At 64.2% G+C, this 21188-nt stretch carries 21 protein-coding genes and 1 pseudogene; 14 read left to right on the top strand and 8 right to left on the bottom strand.

What is annotated here, in order from left to right:
* Positions 1-2: 2 nt before the first annotated feature.
* Positions 3-1196, bottom strand: a complete 1194-nt coding sequence (locus ABT375_RS03085; protein WP_416464090.1) for an efflux RND transporter periplasmic adaptor subunit — start codon at positions 1194-1196, stop codon at positions 3-5.
* A gap of 123 nt (positions 1197-1319) precedes the next feature.
* On the opposite strand from ABT375_RS03085, the gene ABT375_RS03080 reads away from it, so the two are divergent.
* Positions 1320-1907 (top strand): TetR/AcrR family transcriptional regulator, encoded by a 588-nt coding sequence (locus ABT375_RS03080; RefSeq protein ID WP_416464089.1) that lies wholly within the window; start codon positions 1320-1322, stop codon positions 1905-1907.
* Between the two features lie 147 nt (positions 1908-2054).
* Positions 2055-2213 (top strand): hypothetical protein, encoded by a 159-nt coding sequence (locus ABT375_RS03075; protein WP_416464088.1) that lies wholly within the window; start codon positions 2055-2057, stop codon positions 2211-2213.
* 28 nt (positions 2214-2241) lie between these two features.
* Here ABT375_RS03075 and ABT375_RS03070 read toward each other — a convergent pair whose 3' ends face one another.
* From ABT375_RS03070 to ABT375_RS03060, 3 genes are all read right to left on the bottom strand, one after another.
* Positions 2242-5133: a M16 family metallopeptidase gene (locus tag ABT375_RS03070; RefSeq protein ID WP_416464835.1), complete on the bottom strand. Its 2892-nt coding sequence runs from the start codon at positions 5131-5133 to the stop codon at positions 2242-2244.
* Positions 5134-5279: 146 nt separating this feature from the next.
* On the bottom strand, positions 5280-6665 hold the full coding sequence (locus ABT375_RS03065; protein WP_261934773.1) for a DEAD/DEAH box helicase: 1386 nt from the start codon (positions 6663-6665) through the stop codon (positions 5280-5282).
* Between the two features lie 311 nt (positions 6666-6976).
* A complete protein-coding gene (locus ABT375_RS03060) occupies positions 6977-7447 on the bottom strand; it encodes a pyridoxamine 5'-phosphate oxidase family protein (protein ID WP_416464087.1) in 471 nt (156 codons plus the stop codon).
* Between the two features lie 99 nt (positions 7448-7546).
* Here ABT375_RS03060 and ABT375_RS03055 point away from each other — a divergent pair, with 99 nt between their 5' ends.
* The 11 genes from ABT375_RS03055 (at position 7547) to ABT375_RS03005 (ending at position 16824) form a co-directional block, all read left to right on the top strand.
* The gene (locus tag ABT375_RS03055) at positions 7547-8122 is read left to right on the top strand and encodes a NifU family protein (RefSeq protein WP_416464834.1); all 576 of its coding nucleotides are present in this window, start codon (positions 7547-7549) and stop codon (positions 8120-8122) included.
* A gap of 99 nt (positions 8123-8221) precedes the next feature.
* Positions 8222-8848 (top strand): tRNA (adenosine(37)-N6)-threonylcarbamoyltransferase complex dimerization subunit type 1 TsaB, encoded by a 627-nt coding sequence (gene tsaB / locus ABT375_RS03050; protein ID WP_224549884.1) that lies wholly within the window; start codon positions 8222-8224, stop codon positions 8846-8848.
* Positions 8845-9324 (top strand): ribosomal protein S18-alanine N-acetyltransferase, encoded by a 480-nt coding sequence (rimI, locus tag ABT375_RS03045; protein WP_416464086.1) that lies wholly within the window; start codon positions 8845-8847, stop codon positions 9322-9324. Before tsaB ends, rimI begins: the two co-directional genes overlap by 4 nt.
* Positions 9325-9436: 112 nt before the next feature.
* Entirely contained in the window at positions 9437-9868 is a 432-nt protein-coding gene (locus ABT375_RS03040; protein WP_224549882.1) for a MucR family transcriptional regulator, read from the top strand.
* Positions 9869-10005: 137 nt separating this feature from the next.
* Positions 10006-10428 (top strand): Fur family transcriptional regulator, encoded by a 423-nt coding sequence (locus ABT375_RS03035; protein ID WP_169572327.1) that lies wholly within the window; start codon positions 10006-10008, stop codon positions 10426-10428.
* Positions 10429-10432: 4 nt separating this feature from the next.
* Positions 10433-11203 carry a lysophospholipid acyltransferase family protein gene (locus tag ABT375_RS03030; protein WP_224549881.1) on the top strand — a complete coding sequence of 257 codons (771 nt, stop codon included), beginning with the start codon at positions 10433-10435 and terminating at the stop codon, positions 11201-11203.
* A gap of 8 nt (positions 11204-11211) precedes the next feature.
* Positions 11212-12576, top strand: coding sequence for a tRNA (N6-isopentenyl adenosine(37)-C2)-methylthiotransferase MiaB (gene miaB, locus ABT375_RS03025; protein ID WP_416464085.1), 1365 nt, complete (start codon positions 11212-11214; stop codon positions 12574-12576).
* Between the two features lie 121 nt (positions 12577-12697).
* Positions 12698-13702, top strand: coding sequence for a PhoH family protein (locus ABT375_RS03020; RefSeq protein ID WP_224549932.1), 1005 nt, complete (start codon positions 12698-12700; stop codon positions 13700-13702).
* An 88-nt stretch (positions 13703-13790) separates the two neighbouring features.
* On the top strand, positions 13791-14303 hold the full coding sequence (ybeY, locus tag ABT375_RS03015; protein WP_416464084.1) for an rRNA maturation RNase YbeY: 513 nt from the start codon (positions 13791-13793) through the stop codon (positions 14301-14303).
* Positions 14304-14311: 8 nt separating this feature from the next.
* Positions 14312-15253 (top strand): hemolysin family protein, encoded by a 942-nt coding sequence (locus ABT375_RS03010; RefSeq protein WP_224549876.1) that lies wholly within the window; start codon positions 14312-14314, stop codon positions 15251-15253.
* A gap of 83 nt (positions 15254-15336) precedes the next feature.
* Entirely contained in the window at positions 15337-16824 is a 1488-nt protein-coding gene (locus ABT375_RS03005; protein WP_416464083.1) for a DUF2142 domain-containing protein, read from the top strand.
* 48 nt (positions 16825-16872) lie between these two features.
* On the opposite strand, the pseudogene ABT375_RS03000 reads toward ABT375_RS03005, so the two are convergent.
* From ABT375_RS03000 to ABT375_RS02985, 4 genes and pseudogenes are all read right to left on the bottom strand, one after another.
* Positions 16873-17127: pseudogene (locus ABT375_RS03000) on the bottom strand (phosphatase PAP2 family protein); the annotation flags it as partial.
* Between the two features lie 289 nt (positions 17128-17416).
* Positions 17417-18811 (bottom strand): dihydrolipoyl dehydrogenase, encoded by a 1395-nt coding sequence (lpdA, locus tag ABT375_RS02995; RefSeq protein WP_416464082.1) that lies wholly within the window; start codon positions 18809-18811, stop codon positions 17417-17419.
* Between the two features lie 29 nt (positions 18812-18840).
* Entirely contained in the window at positions 18841-19242 is a 402-nt protein-coding gene (locus ABT375_RS02990; protein ID WP_224549871.1) for an acyl-CoA thioesterase, read from the bottom strand.
* The gene (locus ABT375_RS02985; protein ID WP_416464081.1) at positions 19242-20546 is read right to left on the bottom strand and encodes a pyruvate dehydrogenase complex dihydrolipoamide acetyltransferase; all 1305 of its coding nucleotides are present in this window, start codon (positions 20544-20546) and stop codon (positions 19242-19244) included. Before ABT375_RS02985 ends, ABT375_RS02990 begins: the two co-directional genes overlap by 1 nt.
* 183 nt (positions 20547-20729) lie before the next feature.
* Here ABT375_RS02985 and ABT375_RS02980 point away from each other — a divergent pair, with 183 nt between their 5' ends.
* Positions 20730-21185, top strand: a complete 456-nt coding sequence (locus tag ABT375_RS02980; RefSeq protein WP_224549869.1) for a universal stress protein — start codon at positions 20730-20732, stop codon at positions 21183-21185.
* Positions 21186-21188: the final 3 nt, after the last annotated feature.

The raw sequence follows: 21188 nt of genomic DNA, 5'->3' as shown, positions 1-21188 counted from the left end.
ATTTAGTGCGCCCCGCCCTGAACCGATGACGCAGCATTTTGCGGGCCATTTTTCGGGCCAGGCTGAGCAGCGGTCACCTGCTGCGGCGCACCGGGCTTGACGACCGTGCCGGGGCGCAGATTCACCAGCCCTTCGACGATCAGCCTGTCGCCGGGCTTGAGCCCATCGGTGACGATCCACTTGTCGCCGACGGCGCGGTCGACCGTGACCTGGCGCACCTCGACCTTGTTGTCCTTGCCCACCACCATGGCGGTCGCACGACCACGCGGATCGCGGCTGATGCCTTGCTGCGGCGCCAGGATCGCCTGGGCGCGCTGTCCTTCGACCAGCTTGGCACGGACATACATGCCGGGCAGCAACAGGCCGTCGGGATTGGGGAAGGTGGCGCGCAAGGTCACGGCACCCGATGTAGGATCGACCGTGACTTCGGAAAATTGCAGGCGCCCCTCGATCGGATAGACGCTGCCATTGGGCAGAAGCAACTGGATGCGCGCGCCATCGGCTTCGCTGACACCCCCGCTCTTCATCGCCTGTTTGAGATCGATGATCTGCGCCGCCGACTGCGAGACATCGACATAGACAGTATCGGTACGCTGGATCGTGGTGAGCGCGTCCGCCTGCCCCGCCTGCACCAGTGCGCCGGGGGTGAAGAGCGAGCGGCTGATCCGGCCGGAGATGGGCGCGCGGATGCGCGTGAAATTCTGATTCACCTGCGCCGCCTGCATGGCGCCACGCTGCGCCGCAACATCGGCACGCGCCTGCTGCGCGGCGGCGTCGGCATCGTCATATTCCTGGCGGCTGACAGCATTGATGCCGACTAGATCCTTGTAGCGCTGGGCCTGCAGCCCGGTCGAGCGGATCGCGGCATTGGCGCGGGCAAGCGAACCCTGCGCCTGCGCCAGGGCGGCGCGATACGGCGCGTCATCAATTTCGTAGAGAAGCTGGCCGGCGCGGACATTGCCACCCTCCTGGAACAGGCGGCGGCGGATCACGCCGCTGATCTGGGGACGCACTTCCGCGGTTTCAAAGGCCACGATCCGGCCGGGCAGCTCGTTCACCAGCGTCGCCGATTCGCGCTTGAGCGTGATTACGCCGACGGCGGGCGGCGGCGACGCAGGCGGGGGGCTTTCGCCGCATCCACTTAACGCCAGTGCCGACGCACACGCCAGCAGCCCGATGATTGTCCCCTTTTGCATCGTTTGAATATCCGTCTTTGAAATAGGGATCGAAGAGATGGAATGAACGTTCATTCCGCTTGCCGAGCAGGTACGATCATGGCAGTGCGATTTCAAGAGGCAAAAAAGGCCTAAGGGGTGGACATGGTTGCAGTGCAGCAAGAAAAAAATGGTCGGGTTCGCATTTTGGCGGCAGCACGGACATTGTTCGACAGCCATGGATTTCATCAGACCGCGATGGCCGAACTGGCGGTCGCCGCCCAAGTCTCGGTCGGACAGATATATCGCCTTTTCAAGAGCAAGGAAGATATTATTGAGGCGCTGGTCCATGACGACGCCGATCAATGGTGCGGCGAAATGGCAGAAATCCAGATGCGGATGGATGCAGGCGAACTGACGATAGTCGAAACATTCGAGCAATTGCTGCTGCATACGATCGACGAGAAGGACGAGGCTCTTTCGTTCGACATATTGGCCGAAAGCTTCCGTAACGCCGCAGTCGCCGACACGATCGGCACCATGTGCCAGCGGTTCCGTACCTATATCCGCTATTTTGCCTGCGCAGCCAATGACAAGCAGTCGGGCGAAGCGCTGGACGCGGCGGAGGAAATGATCCTGGCCTGCCTGTTTGGCCTGGGGCATCGTAGCCTCTCACGCCCCCGCCTGTCGGCAAGCAGCGCCGCCCGCCTCACTGCGGAGATGATCGTCACCGCGCTGGGCGGCGTTCGTTAATTTCGCGACCGACGCGCCCGATAATCGGGAGAGCCGGTCGCCGCATCTGCTCCACGTTTTGCCGCATTGGCGCATCGCGCGTGTCGCGGTGCAGCAACTTACTGATACCCCACGACTTTACCTTTCGAACTTTTCGGGAGGCATTCCATGCATATGACGTCCACTTTCGACCGCGCCTATTTTACCGCGCGACTGGAAAGGAACCGCCAACTGGCGGCCCAGTCGCATAATCCGGTCATTCGCGAACTGCATCTGGAATATGTCCGCCTCTACGAACAATTGATGGAGCAGCCCCAGCCGGCGTGACGCAGGCGCCGGATGCCGGGCGGCGCGATCAGCGCGCCGCCACCCCTTCGGGCAGGACGACCGTCGACCAGCTCTTCCCCGGCACCAGATATTTGGCCGCAAGCGCCTGCAACTGCGCCGGTGTGACCGAGAGCATGTCCTGCGACATATTCTTCATCGCCTCGACATAGCGGGCGTCATGGGTCGCACCCTCCATCTGGTTCATCCAGAAAGCATTGCCGGTGCTGGCCCGCATCAGCAACTGCCGCATCGGCGCAACCGCGCGCTGCAACTCGTCATCGCTGACGGGGGTCTTGGCGAGGTCTGCGGCCGTGTCCTTCACCACGCTGTAGAAATAGGCGATCTTGTCGGGCCGGACCTGGCTGGTGACCAGGATATAGCCGCCGCTTTCGTAGGAGAAGGGCCAGTTATTCTGGACGCTGGGCGAATAGGCAGCGCCCTCCGTCGAGCGCAGCTTGTCGAACAGGCGGTCGTTGAAGATCTGGGTCAATATCTCCAGCTGGCGCGCCTCCTTCTGCAGCTCGAAGCCGCCGGCGGTCGGCCAGGCCATGACCGCCGCCGCCTGTTCCTTGTCGCCCTTGTGTCGCAAGATGACCGGCGTATCGACATGGGCCGGGAAGCGCATCGCCCGGTTGATCGCGGGCACCGGCACATCCGGGCGGGCCGGCAGTGCGCCGAAGGTCGCGGCGACCGCCTGGATCGCCTCATCCGCCTTGACCTGACCGAAAATCTGCACCTCGATCGGGCCGGAGGCGAGGATCGGCTCCCAGGTGGCGCGGAATGCCTGCGGCGTCAGCGCCTCGATCTCGGCACGGGACGGGGTGCGGAAGCGGACGTCCTTGTCATGCAATAGCCAGTTGAGATCGCGGCCCAGCACCGAGTCCGGCGCACGCGACATGGCGTCATAGGCGACGATCGCGCCTGTCTTCACCCGCGCGATCGGCGCGGGATCCCAGCCGGGTTGCGCCAGCTTGGTCGCGAACAGGCGCAACTGGTCCCGATAATCGGCGGGACGGGTCACGACCTGCATTTCGAAAGCATCATCGTCGGTCGAGAAATCCATGCCCATGCGGCGGCCGTTGGTCAGGTCGTCCAGTTCGCGCTGGCCGAGCTTGCCAATACCGCTCGCCACCAGCGCATAGTCGGCGGCCCAGCTTGCGACCGGCCTGGTCGGCGAAAAGGCCTGCTGGCCATGGCCGAAGCGGACGTTGATCCGCACCTTTTCGGTTTCCGCGTCATTGGCGAAAAGGGTCAGCTTGACGCCGTTGGAGAAAGCGATGCTTTCCATGCCCTGGAGGCCGACCGGGGTGCGCGACACCACCGTTCCGGGCGGCCCGAGCTTGGGCAGGTCGTCCATGGTCACCGCCTTGTCGGCGAGGCGGGCGTTGGTCGCCGCCTTCACTGGCGCGGCGAGCGCAGCGGCGAGTTTCGCGTCAAGGCCGGGTTGCACCTTACCCGTCATCATCAGCGCGCGGAACACGCCGGCGGAGAAGAGGCGCCGCGTGGAATCGAGGATTTTTTCCGGCGTCATTGCGGACTTGCCGGCGCGAAAGATGTCGACAGCGGCCTGCGGACTGACGGTGGTCTCCCGGATGTCGACGGCGCTGACGAGATCGCTGGCCTGCTTGGCGCCCGGTTCCGTATCCGCATTCTCGACCTGGATGTTGAGCGCGGTATCCATCTGCGCATATTCGCGCTCGATCTCGGCCTGGCTGGGTGGCGCGGCCTTCGCATCCTCCACCACGGCGCGCACGTCGGCCAGCGCCTTCTCCCAATTCTCGCCCGTCGGAATGATGGTCATGAAGGTGCCGTCGACCGAGCGGCTGACATCCTGTTGCTCCACGCCCGCTTGCAGGAAGCTGCCGCCAGCGCGCGCCGCCTGCTCCAGCCGGCGGCTGATTATCTGCAGCGCGAGCATGTCGGTCAGCTTGTCCTGGTTGTAGACGATGGTGTCGGCATGGGGTGTCCAGGGACGCAGCCAGGCCAAAGTCAGGCCGAGCGGCACGCCCGGCTCCACCACCACTCGGGTCGCGGGCCGCTTGGCGTCCGGCGCGCCGAAATCGGGCAAGGGTGCGCCCTTGCCGGGCACCGTCCAACTGGCGAAATTATCCTTGATGAGTTGTTCGGCCTGCGCCGGATCGATATCGCCTGCGATCGCGATGACGGCGTTTTCGGGGCGATACCAGCGCTGGTGGAAGGCCTCCACCTTGGCCGCGGTCGCGGCGGTCAGCGTCGCCACGGTGCCGATCGGCGCATGGTCGGCAAGCGGCTGGCCGGCGAAGAAATGCAGCCGGCTGGCGTCGGACATGCGCATCTGCGGTCCGTCGCTCTCGCGCCGTTCGGCGAGCACCACGGCGCGTTCGGCGTCGACCGCGCTGTCCACGATATTGGGATCGGTCATCATCCCGGCGAGAATCTTCATGCTCTCGGTCAGGCTGGCCGGGGTCGCCTGCGGCAGGTCGAGCGCATAGGTGGTGCCGGTCGGCGTCGTTTGCGCGTTGCTGTCGCTGCCGAAAGTGACGCCCAGACGCTGCCAGATGCGCTTGGATTCACCATCGGGAACATGGCGCGAGCCTCGCATCGAGAGATGTTCGATGAAATGGGCGTACCCCAGTTCCTCGGGCCGCTCCATCAGCGAGCCGGCATCGATCCGCAGGCGGACGGACACCTGCCCCGGCGGAACGCCATTGCGCCGGATGGCATAGCGCAGGCCGTTGGACAGCGTGCCGAAGCGCCAGGCCGGATCGATCGGCACATCGCTGTTTTCATAGAGCCATGGCCGCACCTGCGCCTGCCCGCTGATCGGCCCCTGCCCGCCGGATGCAGGAACGGCGTCGGTTCGGGCCGCCAGGGGCGATCCCGACAGAAGCAGGGCGAGGACGGAGAGCGAAGCGGCCGAACGGCGGGGGGAAAAGCGCATAGGCATGGGAGCCTAGCGCCATTTTCCTGAATGACCACTGACAAAGCGGTCGTGCATGGGGCTTAAGCCCGATATGCGCACCGTTCGCTTCGAGCGGGTGGAGAAGCGTTTCCCGACCTCGCCCGAAACGAATGGCGTCTATGGATTTAGCGCGGTGCGCCGGTGCGCTGGACGGCGCCCTTGTGCGTGCCGACGCCGCCGCGACCGCGGCCGCGACCACGGAAGGGCTTCTTCTCGCCGCCCTCGGCATCGGTGCGATGCGCGCGATCGGGGGCGCCGCGCTGCTGACGCTGACCATCCTGATATTTCCGCTGGCCGTCGGCGCGGCGCGCCTGCTGCTGCGGGGTCTGGCTCGGCCCCTTCTTGGGCGCCGCCGGCTTGGGCAAAGCCCGCACCGCGTCCATGAAATTCTCCGGCAGCGCGACGACTTCCAGCTTCACGCGGGTCGCCTTCTCGATCGCCTTCAGATAGGGGCGCTCGTCATCCGCCACGAAGCTGATCGCGATGCCGTCGGCTCCCGCGCGCGCCGTCCGTCCGATGCGGTGGACATATTGTTCGGCCACATTGGGGATTTCGAAGTTGATGACGTGGCTGACGCCCGACACGTCGATGCCGCGCGCGGCGATGTCGGTCGCGACCAGCAGCTTCACCTTGCCCTGACGGAACGCCTGCAGCGCGGTGGTGCGCTGGCCCTGGCTCTTGTTGCCATGGATGGCGAAGGCGTCGATGCCCGCGCCTTCCAGGAAGCGCACGACGCGATCGGCGCCATGTTTGGTGCGGGTGAAGATCAGCGCGCGGTCAATCTCTTCGCTCTTGAGCACCAGATGGAGGAGCGCCTGCTTCTCACCCTGGTTCACGAAATACATCTGCTGGCGGACGCGTTCGGCCGTGGTCGATTGCGGGGCGACGCTGACCTTGACCGGATTGTTGAGGAACTGCGCGGCGAGCGCCTCGATTTCCTTGGGCATGGTGGCCGAGAAGAAAAGATTCTGACGGTCGGCGGGCAGCATCTTGGCGACGCGCTTCAAGGGGTGGATGAAGCCCATGTCCATCATCTGGTCGGCTTCGTCGAGAACGAAGATTTCCGTGTCCTTGATGGTGAAGGCACGCTGGTCGATCAGGTCGAGCAGGCGGCCGGGGGTCGCGACGACGACATCCACGCCGACGCTGAGCGCACGGATCTGCTTGCCGATCGGCACGCCGCCAAAGACGGTTTCGACCGACAGCTTGAGGAAGCGGCCATAGTCGCGGAAGCTCTGCGCGATCTGCGCCGCGAGTTCGCGGGTCGGCGCCAGGACGAGCATCCGGCAGCCCTTGACCGGCGTCGGCCTGGGGTTGCGGGCGAAATAATCGAGGCTGGGCAGCGCGAAGGCCGCGGTCTTGCCGGTGCCGGTCTGGGCGATGCCGCACAAATCCTTGCCTTCCAGCAGGACGGGAATCGCCTTTTGCTGGATCGGGGTCGGGGTGACGTAGTTTTTGGAGGCGAGCGCCTTCATGATGGGCTCGGCGAGACCAAGGTCGTTGAATTGCATTAAAGAAAACTCACAAGTGGCCAGGACGCCAACTTGCTCTGCGGACGCAGGAAGGGCGCGAGGCGGGTTACGAAACGACCCGCGTGAAAAGGGAAGCCTCAAGCTTGGCGCAGACTCTCATTGGCCGGTCCGTGGTCCTCACCTGACCCCTGGAGGTCAATTGGGATTGCGGACGATCACGCTGCCAATCGCTAGGGGACCGGAAACGGCCCGTCTGCTGCGCTGCAACGCATATGGCGAAGTTGCAGGCAAATAGCAAGCGGCCGCGGATTTGCACCGCGGCCACCGATTTTCAGGTGAAGGAAAGGACGTCAGAGCGCCACTTCGGCGTGCTTGCCCTTCATTTCGTCGCGCACGTCGCCGCCGAACAGCATCTTGAAGACGCCCTTGATCGACATGTCCGACCGCCAGATTTCCGCGTTCCCCAGATCGAAGCGCAGCATCAGTAGATTGGGATCGTTGCGACCGCCCGGATACCAGGCCTCGACCTCTTTCGACCAACAGCGATCGATGATCGCCGCATCGGTTTCGGGCGTCAGCGTTCCTTCGATACAAGCGAAGAGATTATGGTCCTTGGCCGCATATTGCGCCATCGCCGGGCCGCCCGGCGCAAGCCGATTGTCGCGCGATGTGTAGAACCAGAAGCAGTGATTGGCGTTCGGATCGAGTTGCGCGGTCATCGGCGCGCTATGCTCCGTGCTGTTTTGCAAGCCCAGCATCAGAAAGGGGCTGCTCGACAGTTCCGTCCAGAAACGATCTCGAATATCGGTGGTGTCGCCCATGATCCTGTCTCCTTGTTGCGTCGCCTCCTTCAATGGCCGGGATGCAGCGAAGTTCCCGAAACGCTTGATCTTGACCGCGGCAATCGCCACATGAGCATCATGCTGATCGAGACCGAACTGACGCCCAACCCGGCGACCATCAAATTCCTGCCCGGACGCGAAGTCATGGGCGCCGGCACGCGCGATTTCGCGACGCCGGAGGAAGCGGAAGCGTCGCCGCTTGCCGATGCGCTGTTCCGCCTGGGCGATGTGACCGGCGTGTTTTTCGGCGGGCATTTCATCTCGGTCACGATTGCGCCGGGATCGGAATGGTCCGACGTGAAGCCGGATGTTCTGGCAACGCTGCTGGAGCATTTCTCAGCGAACATGCCGCTCTTCACGCCCGGCTCCGCTGCGGGGATCAGCGTGCCGGCCGACGAGGAGAGCTTTGCCGACGCCCCGGAAGACGCCGAGATCGTCGAGCAGATCCGCGACCTGATCGATACGCGGGTGCGCCCGGCGGTGGCCAATGATGGCGGCGACATCATCTATCGCGGCTTCGACAAGGGCACCGTCTATTTGAAGATGCAGGGCGCCTGTTCGGGTTGCCCGTCCTCCACCGCCACGCTCAAGAACGGCATCGAGCAGTTGCTGAAACATTATGTGCCCGAAGTCACCGAGGTCCGCGCGGTCTGAGGCCTGTTCGCGACATTTGGCAAATCCCGAAGGATCGACTAACCGCAAGACGAATCCGCAAAGCATCAATGCTTGGGGCGGATGCTTGAGGGGGTTTGCTTGCGTCTTCTGGTGATCGACACCGCCACCCAGGCCCTGTCCGTCGCACTTCTGGAGGACGGGACGCCGATCGGCCGTTTCCACGAAGTCGTCGGGCGCGGCCATGCCGAGGCGCTGTTGCCCGCCATCGCCGCCTTGCCCGATGGCGGGCGCGCCGACGCGATCGTGGTGGATGTGGGACCGGGCAGCTTCACCGGCGTTCGGATCGGCATTGCCGCCGCCCGCGCACTGGCCCTGGCCTGGAATATCCCGCTGCATGGCTATAGCGCGCCGTCGCTGATCGCGGCGAAGGCGGCGCAGGATCATGCCGGCGGCCCGATCGCCGTCACCATCACCGGCGGCCATGGCGAGCTGTTCTGGCAATGCTTTACCGCCGACGGCATGCGCGCGACGAGCGCGATCGCCTCCACGCCGATCGCGCAACTGGCGGGACTGCTCGACGCGCCGATCCTCTATGGCACGGGCGCCGAAGCGCTGGTGACGGCGCGCGGTGATGGCGCAGCGGCCACCCTCTATCCCGATGCGACCGACTATCCGCTGATCGCCGGGCTTGCGCCGCTACCCCCTAGTCCGATCTATGGCCGTGGCGCGGATGCGATGACCATGGCGGAGCGCGCCGCATCATGATCCCCGACCTTCATCTGAGCGTTTATGACGAGGGCGAGCGCAATGCGCTGGCGGACGCGATGGAGGTCATGGCGCGCGCCTTCGACCCCGTGTTCGGCGAGGCCTGGACGATGCCGCAACTGGCGGGCGTGCTGATGATGCCGGGCACCTGGCTGACCGTAGCGCGCGTGGACGCCGCGCCGCTGGGCTTTGCGCTGGTGCGGTCGGTGCTGGACGAATGCGAATTGCTGCTGCTGGCGGTCGATCCGATCTGGCGCGGACGCGGCATCGGCGAGACATTGCTGCGCCACAGCCTCCGCACCGCGCGCCAGCGCGGCATCACGTCCATGAACCTGGAAGTGCGTTCGACAAATAAGGCCGTCAAACTATACGAGAAAAGCGGCTTCGAATATGTACATCGTCGCCCCGGTTACTATCGCGGCAATGATGGTCAACTTCACGATGCACTGAGCTTTCGCATCGACATGCTGGCATGACCCAATAGGGTCTTGCGAAATCGTCCGCCAAGGTCTAGCGACCATATACCGCTCCTGAAATGCATTCCTTGGGCGGGTCGCACAACAATATAGCCTTGTAGGAAACAGGAAAATGGAAACCGAATCGGCCCAGAGCGAACTGCTCATTACTTTGACGTCGGACATCGTGGCTGCCCATGTCTCGAACAACAGTGTCGCCGTCTCCGACGTATCTACGCTGATTCAGAATGTTCACGCTGCGCTGTCGGGCCTGAGCCAGCCTGCGCCGGTGCCTGAAGTCAAGCCTGAGCCGGCCGTTTCGGTCCGTTCGTCGATCAAGCCCGACTATATTATCTGCCTGGAAGACGGCAAGAAGCTGAAGATGCTCAAGCGCCACCTGATGACCCATTATCAGATGACGCCGGACGATTATCGCGCCAAGTGGGGCCTGCCTGCCGATTATCCGATGGTCGCCCCCAATTATGCCGAACAGCGCCGTAACCTGGCGAAGAAGATCGGCCTGGGCACCAAGCGCCGCCGGACCCCCGCCACACGCGGCAAATAATTCGCGCGATCGATCTGCCAGATCGATCGAGACGCTGTCAAAGAAAGGGGCGCATCGCCGATGCGCCCCTTTCCTGCATTCAGAAAAGTCGCTAGGTTCGATCCAACCTGTCGCACCAAGCCATTAAGCGAGCCTGCATGAACCGCAAAATCGACGTCGAAGCCCTATGCCACGAGAAGGGACTGCGGATCACCGAACAGCGCCGGGTGATCGCCCAGGTATTGAGCGATGCCACCGATCATCCCGATGTCGAGGAACTGCATCGCCGGTCCGCGGCGATCGATCCGGGCATTTCCATCGCCACGGTGTACCGCACGGTGCGCCTGTTCGAGGAAGCGGGCATATTGGACCGGCATGATTTCGGCGATGGCCGCGCCCGGTACGAAGCCGCGCCGGAATCGCATCACGACCATCTGATCGACGTCGAAACCGGCAATGTCATCGAGTTCGTCGACCCGGAACTGGAACAGTTGCAGAAGCTGATCGCCGAGAAGCTGGGCTTCCGGCTGGTAGATCATCGCATGGAATTATACGGCGTCGCGCTGGAACGGAAGAACTGACCGGTTGAGCGCGCTGCGCCGGACGATCCGCATCGCGGCATTGATCGCCAGCCTGCTCGTCTGCCTGATCCCGCATCTGCTCTGGCGCATGGCGCGCCGCCCTTCACCGTGGCCGCGACGCTTCCTGGCGATGGCCGCGCGATCGGTCGGCGCGCGCGTGCGGAAGGACGGGCACCCCCATGACGGCGACATCTTCCTGCTCGCCAATCATGTTAGCTGGCTCGACATATTGGCGCTGGCCGGCGCGACCGGCGCAGCCTTCGTCGCGCATGACGGTATCGCCCGCTGGCCGGTGATCGGCTGGCTGGCGGCGCAGAACAACACGCTGTTCGTCGCGCGCGAGCGGCGCGGCGCGCTGTCGGGCCAGATCGACGCCCTGCGCGCGGCGCTGATGGGGCATCAGCCGGTGGCGCTCTTTCCCGAAGGCACGACGAGCGACGGCAGCGGGCTGCTGCCGTTCAAACCGTCCTTGCTGGCAGTGTTACTGCCCCCGCCGCGCGCGGTGATGATCCAGCCGGTGCATATCGATTATGGGCCGGCGACGGCGGAGATCGCCTGGCACGGCGAGGAGCCGGCAGGAACCAACGCCATGCGCATATTGGGACGCAAGGGAACGCTGCCGGTCACGCTGCGCTTCCTAGAGCCGTTCGACCCGGCGCAATGCGCCGATCGCAAGGTCATCGCCGCCAAGGCGCGCGAGCGTATCGCACTTAGTATAGAGCAACGTTCCAAGGCGCATCAGCGCCCTTCCGCTTCGCCCCTGCCGCCTGTATAGCTGGTGCGATGAATCGTAACGACGCCCCCAAAACCCTCGCCAAGACTGCCCCAGCGACTTTCCACGTCAAATCCTTCGGCTGCCAGATGAACGTCTATGATGGCGAGCGCATGGCAGAAATGCTGGGCACGCGCGGCATGACCGCCGCGGCGGAGGGGGCCGACGCCGACCTCGTCATCCTCAACACCTGCCATATTCGCGAAAAGGCGGTGGACAAAGTCTATTCCGATATCGGCCGGATGGTGCGCGAGGATGGCAGCCGCCCTATGATCGCGGTCGCCGGCTGCGTCGCGCAGGCGGAAGGGAGCGAAATCCAGCGCCGCGCGCGCAATGTCGATATCGTCGTCGGCCCGCAGGCCTATCACCGCCTGCCCGACCTGATCGACAAGGTCGGTCGCGGCGAGGAGGCTGTCGACACAGACATGCCGCTGGCGTCCAAATTCGGCGCCCTGCCCGCCCGCACCAAGCAGGCGCGGCCGACCGCCTTCCTGACGATCATGGAAGGGTGCGACAAATTCTGCACCTATTGCGTGGTGCCCTATACGCGCGGCGCGGAAATCAGCCGGTCATGGGGCGCGATCCTGGACGAGGCGAAGGCGCTGGTCGATGGCGGCGTGCGCGAGATCACGCTGCTGGGCCAGAATGTGAACGCCTGGACCGGCGAGGACGACAAGGGCGCAACGCAGGGCATGGACGGGCTGGTCCGCGCTCTGGCGAAGATTGGCGACCTCAAGCGCATCCGCTATACCACCAGCCATCCCAACGACATGAGCGACGGCCTGATCGCCGCGCATGGCGAGGTGGAGAAGCTTATGCCTTTCCTCCATCTGCCGGTGCAGTCGGGCAATGACCGCATCCTCAAGGTCATGAACCGCAGCCATAGCGTCGACAGCTATCTGCGCATCATCGATCGCGTGCGCGCGGTGCGCCCCGATATCGCGGTGTCGGGCGACTTCATCGTCGGCTTCCCCGGCGAAACCGACGCCGAGTTCGAAGATACGCTCAGGATCGTGGAGCAGGTGCGCTACGCCCAATGCTACAGCTTTAAATATAGCCCGCGCCCCGGCACCCCCGCCGCCGACATGGATCATCAGATCTCCGCGGCGGTCATGGACGAGCGGCTTGCGCGGTTGCAGGCGGCGATCAACCGGCATCAGGTGGATTTCAACGCCGCCACGATCGGGCGCAGCACCGACATTCTTCTGGAGCGCAAGGGGCGCTATCCCGGCCAGTTGATCGGGAAGACGCCCTGGCTCCAGTCCGTCCATGTCACCGTGCCCGACCTTTCCATCGGCGACATGGTCGAAGTCGATATCATCAGCGCCGGCCCGAATAGTCTGGCCGGCGAACCCAGCAGGAGGCAGGCCGCTTGAACCAAAAAACCGTCGTTCCGGCATATGCAGGAACCCCTCTCCGACCGTGTCCACCAGGATCGAACGGCGGAAGATGGATACTCGCCTTTGCGAGCATGACGGATGGGAAAAGGGGCTGAGCATGGGCAAGAAACCGAACCAACATCATCGCGAGCCCGTCGCCGAAAAGGCGCGACTGGAAGTCACCTTCGAAAAGCCGCATCTGCTCGGCACCTTGTTCGGTCAATATGACCGCAATCTGGTGGCGATCGAAAATCGGCTGGGCGTCTATATCGCCGCCCGCGGCAACAAGTTGCAGATCGAGGGCGAGGCGCAGGCCGCCGCCCGTGCGCGCGACGTGATGACCGGCCTCTACAACCGTATCGTCGCGGGACAGGAGATCGACGCCGGCGCGGTCGAGGCGGTGATCGCCATGTCGTCCGAACCGATGCTGGACGGCATCATCCGCCACGATGTCGCCGAACCGCCCAAGGTGATGATCCGCACGCGCAAGAAGACGATCGTGCCGCGCTCCGCGACGCAGGTTACCTATATGGAGGCGCTGAACCGTAACGACATCATCTTTGCGCTTGGCCCGGCAGGCACCGGCAAGACCTATCTGGCGGTGGCGCAGGCGGTCAGCCAGCTTATCACCGGCAGCGTCGATCGGCTGATCCTGTCCCGCCCCGCAGTGGAAGCGGGCGAGAAGCTTGGCTTCCTGCCCGGCGATATGAAGGAGAAGGTCGATCCCTATCTCCGCCCCATCTACGACGCGCTGCACGATACGCTGCCGGCCGAACAGGTCGAACGGCGGATTGCCAGCGGCGAGATCGAGATCGCGCCGCTGGCCTTCATGCGCGGGCGTACGCTGGCCAACGCCTTTATCGTGCTGGACGAGGCGCAGAACACGACCATCGCGCAGATGAAGATGTTTCTGACCCGCTTTGGCGAGGGCAGTCGTATGGTCATCTGTGGCGACCCCAAGCAGGTCGATCTGCCGCAGCCGGGCATATCCGGGCTGGCCGATGCGGTCGCGCGATTGCAGGGCGTGGAAGGCATCGCGATGGTGCCGTTCGGCATCGCCGACGTCGTCCGGCATCCCGTGGTCGGCCGGATCGTGGAGGCCTATGAGGGGCCGGATGCCTGACGGCCACGTCCGTTCGCTTCGCGTTTGTGGCGAAGCGTCGCGTGCAACCGGTTCTCGACCAGCGCGAACCGAACGGAAAGAATGTTGAATGATCGAAGTCGCCGTCCTGCATGAAGAGGGCTGGCCCGGTGTCGACTGGGAATTGCTGGCCCAGCGCGCCGTGGCCTCCGCCATCGCGCACAGTCCCTATGCCGCCTTCGCGACCGACGAGGCGCTGTATGAAATCGCGGTCAAGCTGACCAGCGACGCGGAGGTGCATCAGCTCAACCGCGCCTATCGCGACAAGGACAAGCCGACCAACGTCCTGTCCTTTCCGATGGTGCAGGACGACCTGCTGGAAGTGACCGCCAATACCGACGATGGCGAAGTGCTGCTGGGCGATATCGTGCTGGCGGAAGGCGTCTGCGTCGCCGAAGCGGCGGAAAAAGGCATATCGGTGGCCGATCATGCCACGCATCTGATCGTCCACGGGACTTTTCATTTGCTTGGATATGACCATATGGACGACAATGAGGCCGAAGCGATGGAAGCGCTGGAGATTGCAGCGCTGCTGAGCATGGGTCTTTCCGATCCCTATGGGGATCGCGCAACTGGGGAATAAGAACGATCATGGCTGACGGCAGTCCGAAGGACGGCACCGCTTCGAAAGAAGGGGACAGTAGCAACGAGGGCGGATTATGGAGCGGCATCAAGTCGCTCCTGTTCGGCGAGGGGGAAGAAACCAGCCTGCGCAAGGAGCTGGAAGAAGCGCTCGACGAATATGACGAGGACGAGCAGGACGAGAATGGCGGGCCGCCGGCCAAGGGCGACCTGTCGGCGATCGAACGCCAGATGGTGCGCAACCTGCTCCATTTTTCCGAACATACCGTGGACGATGTCGCCGTGCCGCGCGCGGACATCATCGCGATCGAGGAGAAAGCCAGCTTTGCCGACCTCGCCGCGCTGTTCGCCGAGGCGGGGCATAGTCGTGTGCCGGTCTATCGCGGCACGCTCGATACGATCGTCGGCATGATCCATATCCGCGACGCTTTCGCGATCCTGGCCGGCAAGTCGCCTGTGCCCGAGACGCTGGAGCCGCTGATCCGACAGCCGCTCTATGTGCCCGAAAGCATGGGCGCGCTCGACCTGCTCGCCGAAATGCGGGCCAAGCGGACCCATCTGGCCATCGTGCTGGACGAATATTCTGGGACCGAAGGGCTGCTGACCTTCGAGGATCTGGTCGAGGAAATCGTCGGCGATGTCGAGGACGAGCATGACGATGCGCCCGAGGCGATGCTGGTCCCGCTCGACGGCGGCCTGTGGGAAGCCGATGCGCGCGCCGAACTGGACGATGTCGCCGAGGAAATCGACGAGAAGCTGGGCGAGGTCGAGGAAGATGTCGACACGCTGGGCGGCCTGGCCTTCGTCCTTGCCGGACGCGTGCCGGAACCGGGTGAGATACTGGATCACGGCCCCAGCGGCTGGAAGCTGGAGATCGTCGCGAGCGACGGTCGTCGCGTGACCCGCCTGCGACTGCATCCGCCGGTCGAGCGGGAAGAAGCGGAGGCGTAAAAGCCTTTCGCTCCAACGCCATCTTGCCAGTAATAAAGGATTACGGTCGCGAAATGTTAAGCCGCGCCGGATAGGGTGCGGCCATGCGGAACGAGCGGAGCAGATTTACCGGCGCGACCAATGGCGACATGCTGTTTGCTGCGCCATGGACCCCAATCGAGAGGCTGCTGCTCGCGGCCGTCTGTGTCGCCACGCTCTTCTTCGCCATCGTCACCCCGCCCTTTCAGGCGCCGGACGAAAACCAGCATTATATGAAGGCGCTGGCGCTGGCGCAGGGGCATGTGCTGACGGAACAGCGTGGCGAAGCGATCGGCGTGGAACTGCCGCGAGCGGCGCTGGCTATCCATGGCGTGGATTTCCCGACCGATGTGCCGCCCATATTGCGCCGTTTCGATCGCGCGCAGATCGCCCGCAGCGCGGCCGTCGACGCGGGCCGTCCGGGCATGGCCTTTGCCGATTTTCCCAATGTCGCCAGCTATGCGCCCAGCCTTTATGCGCCGGGCGCGGTGGGGCTGACCTTGGGGCGGATGCTGGGCCTGCCGTGGATCGACGCCTTCTATGTCGGGCGGCTCGTCAACGCGCTGATCGGACTGGCGCTGCTGATCGCGGCGCTGCGCCTGTTGCCCTTCGGCCGCAATGCGCTGCTGGCGACCGCCCTGCTGCCGACCTTAGCCTATCAGACCGGATCGCTGTCGCCCGATGCCGTCATCAATGGGCTTGGCTTTCTGGGCCTGGCGCTGGCGTTGCGCACCGGGTTCATGGGGGTGACGCCGGCACGATCGATGGCCTTGCTGGTGACGGGGCCGCTGCTGGCGCTATGCAAGGGCGTCTATCTGCCGATCATGGCCGCGGGACTGCGCTGGCCGCGGGATCGCCGCAACCTGCGGACAGGACTGATCCTGGGGGCGATGGCGCTGGGCGCAATCGCCTTCATCGGCTGGATGCACTATTCGGGCGGAAGTCAGGCGCTCTATCATATCCAGTCGCGCAAGACGGGCGAGACGATGATGACCGCGCCGCTGCGCGACCAGCTTGCCATCCTGCTGCATGATCCAATGGGTTATGTCCGCATTCTCGTCGGCAGCGTAGTCGAACGTGCGCCGGTCTATGCGTTGCAGATCGTCGGGCGTTTCGGCTGGAACGCGATCCTGTTGCCGCTGGTCGCCTATCCACTGGCGCTGCTGATGCTGGGGGCGGGCGTGGCCAACGGCAACGGCGCGCGCTTCGGCATCGGCCAGCGGCTCTGGTGGCTGGCGGTGGCCGCGGGCGTCGCGCTGCTGATCGAAACGGCCATGTATCTGACCGGGACGCCGCTGGGCGCCGATTATATCCAGGGGACGCAGGGGCGCTATTTCCTGCCGCTGCTGCCGCTGGCGCTGATCGCCCTGTCGCCCGATAGCGCCGTGCGCGGTGCGCAACGGATATTCGCCGTCACGGCGATCATGCTATTGCTGATCGCCGCGGCAACGGTCTTCGACAGTTTCTGGGTGCATGGCTTCATCACCAGCGACGGGATGCCGCCGCACAGCAGCATGGGCCGCGCCCTGCTGCTCCCCTCTCCGCGCTGGTAGCCAGACGCGGCATAAAGCGAGCCAGCCCAGCCCTTCGATCCAGCCCGCGGTAACATCGCTGGGCCAATGGACGCCGAGCCAGACCCGGCTGACGCCGATCAAGGCGATCATAACCGCCGCCGCATGATAGCCGCCGCGCCGACCGGCGAGCAGCGCCAGCGCGCCGAAGAAGATCATGTTCCCCGCCGCATGGCCGCTGGGGAAGCTGTAACTGTGGACGATGTCGAGATGGGGCAGCAGATCCGGGCGCGGCGCGGCAAAAACCTGTTTCAAGCCAAGGTTGAGCAAGGTGCCGCCCGCCATCGTCAGCGCCAGCCACAAGGCGCCCTGCCGCCGTCCGCGCAGGAGCAGCCAGCCGAAAGCCATGGCGAGCAGGAGCAACCGCCCCGCGGTACCGCCGACCGCGGAAGCCGATCGCATCAACAGCGTCACATCGCGGCCGATGGCGCTGTCGCGTGCCTGTCCTGCCCCTTCCATCAGCCGGACATTCAGGCCGTCGAGCCACCCGGCCCGTTGCATCAATGCGATCGCCAATACGCAAAAAAGCGCGAGAGCCAAAGCTCCCGCGCCTTTCACCGGCGATATGCGCCAATCAGATATGGAGCGCACGGCCATATGCCGCGAGTACGCTTTCATGCATCGATTCCGAAATCGTCGGATGCGGGAAGACGGTGTGCATCAGTTCCGCCTCGGTCGTTTCCAGCGTTTTGCCGATGGTATAGCCCTGGATCATTTCCGTGACTTCCGCGCCGATCATGTGCGCGCCCAGCAGTTCGCCGGTCTTGGCGTCGAACACCGTCTTGGTGAAACCTTCCGCCTCGCCCAGCGCGATCGCCTTGCCATTGCCGATGAAGGGGAACATGCCGACCTTCACCTCGTAACCGGCTTCCTTCGCCTTGGCTTCGGTCAGGCCGACGCTGGCGATCTGCGGGTGGCAGTAGGTACAGCCCGGAATGTTGCGGACGTCCATGGCGTGGGGATGCTTCCCCGCAATCGCTTCGGCCACGATCACGCCTTCATGGCTCGCCTTGTGCGCCAGCCATGGCGGCGCGGTGACGTCACCGATCGCCCAGATGCCATCGACATTGGTCTTGCAGGTCGGGTCGGTGACGATATGGCCGCGTTCGGACTTGATGCCGAGTTCTTCCAGACCGATATTTTCGGTGTTGGGGACGATGCCGACAGCGACGATGACATGGCTGAAGTCGCCATTCACCACCTTGCCGTCCTTGCCCTTGATCGCGGCCTTCACCCCGTTCGCGCCGACTTCCAGCTTTTCGACGCCCGCGCCGGTCATGATCGTCATGCCCTGCTTCTTGAGCGCCTTTTCGAGGAAGGCGGACACATCGGCATCCTCGACCGGGACGACGCGGTCCATCATTTCGACCACGGTCACGTCCGCGCCCATATCGTTATAGAAGCTGGCGAACTCGATGCCGATCGCGCCCGATCCGATGACTAGCAGCTTGGTCGGCATTTCCGAAGGCGTCATGGCGTGGCGATAGGTCCACACGCGCTTGCCGTCCGCCTTGGCGAAGGGCAGGTCGCGGGCGCGCGCACCGGTCGCGACGATGATGTTCCTGGCCGTCAGCTCTTCGGTCTTCCCGTCCTTGGTGACGCTGAGCTTGCCTTTTCCGGTCAGCTTGCCGTCGCCCATATGGACGGTGATCTTGTTCTTCTTCATCAGGTGCGTGACGCCCTGATTAAGCTGCTTGGCGACGCCGCGCGACCGCTTTACGATGGCTTCGATGTCCGCGCTGATCTTCTCTGCAGCCAGGCCATAATCCTTGGCATGCTGCATATAATGGAAAATTTCGGCAGAGCGCAGCAGCGCCTTGGTCGGGATACAGCCCCAATTGAGACAGATGCCGCCCAGATTTTCGCGCTCGACGATCGCGGTCTTGAGGCCCAGCTGGGCGGAACGGATCGCGGCGACATAGCCGCCGGGGCCGGAGCCCAGAACGATGACATCGTAATTCTCAGCCATGGTCAGTCTCGCTTATTGTCTTGATCATTTCACTCGCCCGGCAGGGGCGGCACGGAACGGGGCTGGCGATCCTCACCGATCGCCACGAAGCTGAAGGTCGCGTGGGTCACGCGGTAGGACCGGTCGTCATGCCGGGCGCGCCGCCAGGCTTCGACATAGATTTTCATCGACGTACGCCCGACGGATTTGAGCGTGGCGAATACCGACACCTCATCCCCGACCACGACGGGGCGCAGGAAGGTCATCCCTTCCACCGCGATCGTCACGGCGCGACCATGGCTGTGCCGGGCGGCGACGGAACCCGCCGCCGAATCCATCAGACTCATCAACCAGCCGCCGAAGATATCCCCATAGGGATTGGTATCGGTCGGCATGGCGATGACACGCACCGCCGGACTGATATCCGGCGGGGTTTCGTCTACATAGGCCATCAGGCCAGCATACCGATCGGGTTTTCGACCAGTTCCTTGAACGCCTTCATCAGGCGGGCGCCATCGGCTCCATCGATGGCGCGATGGTCGAAGCTGCCGGTCGCCGACATGACGGTCGCGATCTGGACCGAGTCATCGACGATATAGGGCCGCTTCTCGCCCGCGCCGATCGCCATGATCATGGCCTGGGGCGGGTTGATGACCGCTTCGAACTGCTTGATGCCGAACATGCCCATGTTGGACAGCGAGGCGGTGCCGCCCTGATATTCCTCGGGCTTGAGCTTGCCGTCCTTGGCACGGGCAGCCAGATCCTTCATCGCTTCGGAAATGGCGGCGACGCCCTTGCTGCCCGCATCGCTGACGATCGGCGTGATGAGACCGCCGGGGATCGACACGGCGACGCTGATGTCGGCGCGCTTGAACTGCAGCATCTGGTCGCCGGCAAACTGCACGTTGCATTCGGGCACCTGGATCAGCGCAACGCCCAGCGCCTTGATGAGCAGGTCGTTGACCGACAGCTTGACCTTGCGGCTGGCGAGACCGGCATTGAGTTCGCCGCGCAGCTTGAGCAGCTTGTCGAGCTGAATGTCGACGGTCAGGTAGATGTGCGGCACTTGCTGTTTGGATTCGGTCAGGCGGCGCGCGATCGTCTTGCGCATACCGCTGAGCTTGACGACGTCGTGCGGTATGCCGAAATCCTGCGCGGCGGCAGCGACCGGCGCGGGCGTCGCAGCGACCGGCGCACTGGCGGGGGCAGCGGTCGGCGCGGCGGCGCCGGGCTGTGCGCCTTCGATATCAGCCTTGACGATGCGGCCGTTGGTGCCGGTGCCGGTGATGCTGGCCAGATCGACCCCCTTGGCCTCCGCCAGGCGGCGCGCCAGCGGGCTGGCCTTCACACGGTCGTCCGAAGCCACCGCAGGCTTGGCCGCAGCGGCCTCAGCCTTGGGCGCGGCGTCCGCTTTCGGGGCGGGTGTTTCGGCCTTGGCGGGGACGGGATCGGCCTTTGGCGCGGGAGCGGCGTCCGCTTTGGCACCGCCAGCGGCGACGGTCGCGGCATCTTCCCCCTCTTCGGCGATGATGGCGATGACGGTGCCGACCTTCACGCCCTCCGCGCCTTCGGCGATCAGTATCTTGGCGATCACGCCTTCATCGACCGCTTCGAATTCCATCGTCGCCTTGTCGGTCTCGATCTCTGCCAGCAGATCGCCGGACGATACCGTGTCGCCCTCCTTGACCAGCCATTTGGCCAGCGTCCCTTCCTCCATCGTCGGGGACAAAGCGGGCATCTGGATCGTCTTGCTCATGCTTTCGGGCCTCTTCTTGGCTTTACGGCTTTGACCGTTGGCTGCCCGTTTTCACCCATTCGCCGGATCGGTCAAGGGACGGCTTGCCAGACGCGCTTTTATGCCGCACATTTCACCTCTATGGTTCGTTGAGGCGTTTTGCCAACGTCCGACGCCATTAATTGAACGCGGGGGCGATAAGAAGTGCGGACATATCTGGTTGTCGTGGACGAATCGCCGGAAGCGGAAACCGCTTTACGCTTCGCCGCGCGGCGCGCAGCCAAAACCGGGGGCGCGGTCCGCATCCTGGCGCTGATCCCGCCGGCCGAGTTCGTACAATGGGGCGGCGTCCAGGCCACCATGGAGGACGAAGCGCTGCAACGCGCAGAGGCGCTGGTGACCAGCGCAGCGGGGACGCTGACCGATGAATCGGGCATCCGTCCCAGCATTACCGTGAGACAGGGTGAGGCGGTCGCTGTCGTGCGCGGCACACTGGAGGAAATGGACGATGTCGCGGCGCTCGTTCTGGGCGCTGCGGCAAGCGGCAATCCGGGCAAGCTCGTTACGCATTTCGCAGGCGCTGACGCGGGCAAGCTGCCCTGCCCGCTCATGATCATTCCGGGCGGGCTGGATAGCGAGGCGATCGACCGGCTGAGTTGATCT

It is taken from the genome of Sphingomonas sp. VDB2 (genome assembly GCF_047946695.1).
Lineage (GTDB): Bacteria > Pseudomonadota > Alphaproteobacteria > Sphingomonadales > Sphingomonadaceae > Sphingobium > Sphingobium bisphenolicum.
The sequence above is the reverse complement of the archived record's forward strand: the minus strand, read 5'-3'. Positions and strand labels throughout refer to the sequence as shown.

Coding starts and splice junctions, on each gene's coding strand:
- ABT375_RS03035 (WP_169572327.1), top strand. CDS start 10,006: ATGAACCGCAAAATCGACGTCGAAGCCCTATGCCACGAGAAGGGACTG.
- ABT375_RS03070 (WP_416464835.1), bottom strand. CDS start 5,133: ATGCGCTTTTCCCCCCGCCGTTCGGCCGCTTCGCTCTCCGTCCTCGCC.
- miaB (WP_416464085.1), top strand. CDS start 11,212: ATGAATCGTAACGACGCCCCCAAAACCCTCGCCAAGACTGCCCCAGCG.
- lpdA (WP_416464082.1), bottom strand. CDS start 18,811: ATGGCTGAGAATTACGATGTCATCGTTCTGGGCTCCGGCCCCGGCGGC.
- ABT375_RS03010 (WP_224549876.1), top strand. CDS start 14,312: ATGGCTGACGGCAGTCCGAAGGACGGCACCGCTTCGAAAGAAGGGGAC.
- ABT375_RS03065 (WP_261934773.1), bottom strand. CDS start 6,665: ATGCAATTCAACGACCTTGGTCTCGCCGAGCCCATCATGAAGGCGCTC.
- ABT375_RS02990 (WP_224549871.1), bottom strand. CDS start 19,242: ATGGCCTATGTAGACGAAACCCCGCCGGATATCAGTCCGGCGGTGCGT.
- ABT375_RS03060 (WP_416464087.1), bottom strand. CDS start 7,447: ATGGGCGACACCACCGATATTCGAGATCGTTTCTGGACGGAACTGTCG.
- rimI (WP_416464086.1), top strand. CDS start 8,845: ATGATCCCCGACCTTCATCTGAGCGTTTATGACGAGGGCGAGCGCAAT.
- ybeY (WP_416464084.1), top strand. CDS start 13,791: ATGATCGAAGTCGCCGTCCTGCATGAAGAGGGCTGGCCCGGTGTCGAC.
- ABT375_RS03040 (WP_224549882.1), top strand. CDS start 9,437: ATGGAAACCGAATCGGCCCAGAGCGAACTGCTCATTACTTTGACGTCG.
- ABT375_RS03085 (WP_416464090.1), bottom strand. CDS start 1,196: ATGCAAAAGGGGACAATCATCGGGCTGCTGGCGTGTGCGTCGGCACTG.
- ABT375_RS03020 (WP_224549932.1), top strand. CDS start 12,698: ATGGGCAAGAAACCGAACCAACATCATCGCGAGCCCGTCGCCGAAAAG.
- ABT375_RS03005 (WP_416464083.1), top strand. CDS start 15,337: ATGCGGAACGAGCGGAGCAGATTTACCGGCGCGACCAATGGCGACATG.
- ABT375_RS02985 (WP_416464081.1), bottom strand. CDS start 20,546: ATGAGCAAGACGATCCAGATGCCCGCTTTGTCCCCGACGATGGAGGAA.
- ABT375_RS03075 (WP_416464088.1), top strand. CDS start 2,055: ATGCATATGACGTCCACTTTCGACCGCGCCTATTTTACCGCGCGACTG.
- ABT375_RS03080 (WP_416464089.1), top strand. CDS start 1,320: ATGGTTGCAGTGCAGCAAGAAAAAAATGGTCGGGTTCGCATTTTGGCG.
- ABT375_RS03055 (WP_416464834.1), top strand. CDS start 7,547: ATGCTGATCGAGACCGAACTGACGCCCAACCCGGCGACCATCAAATTC.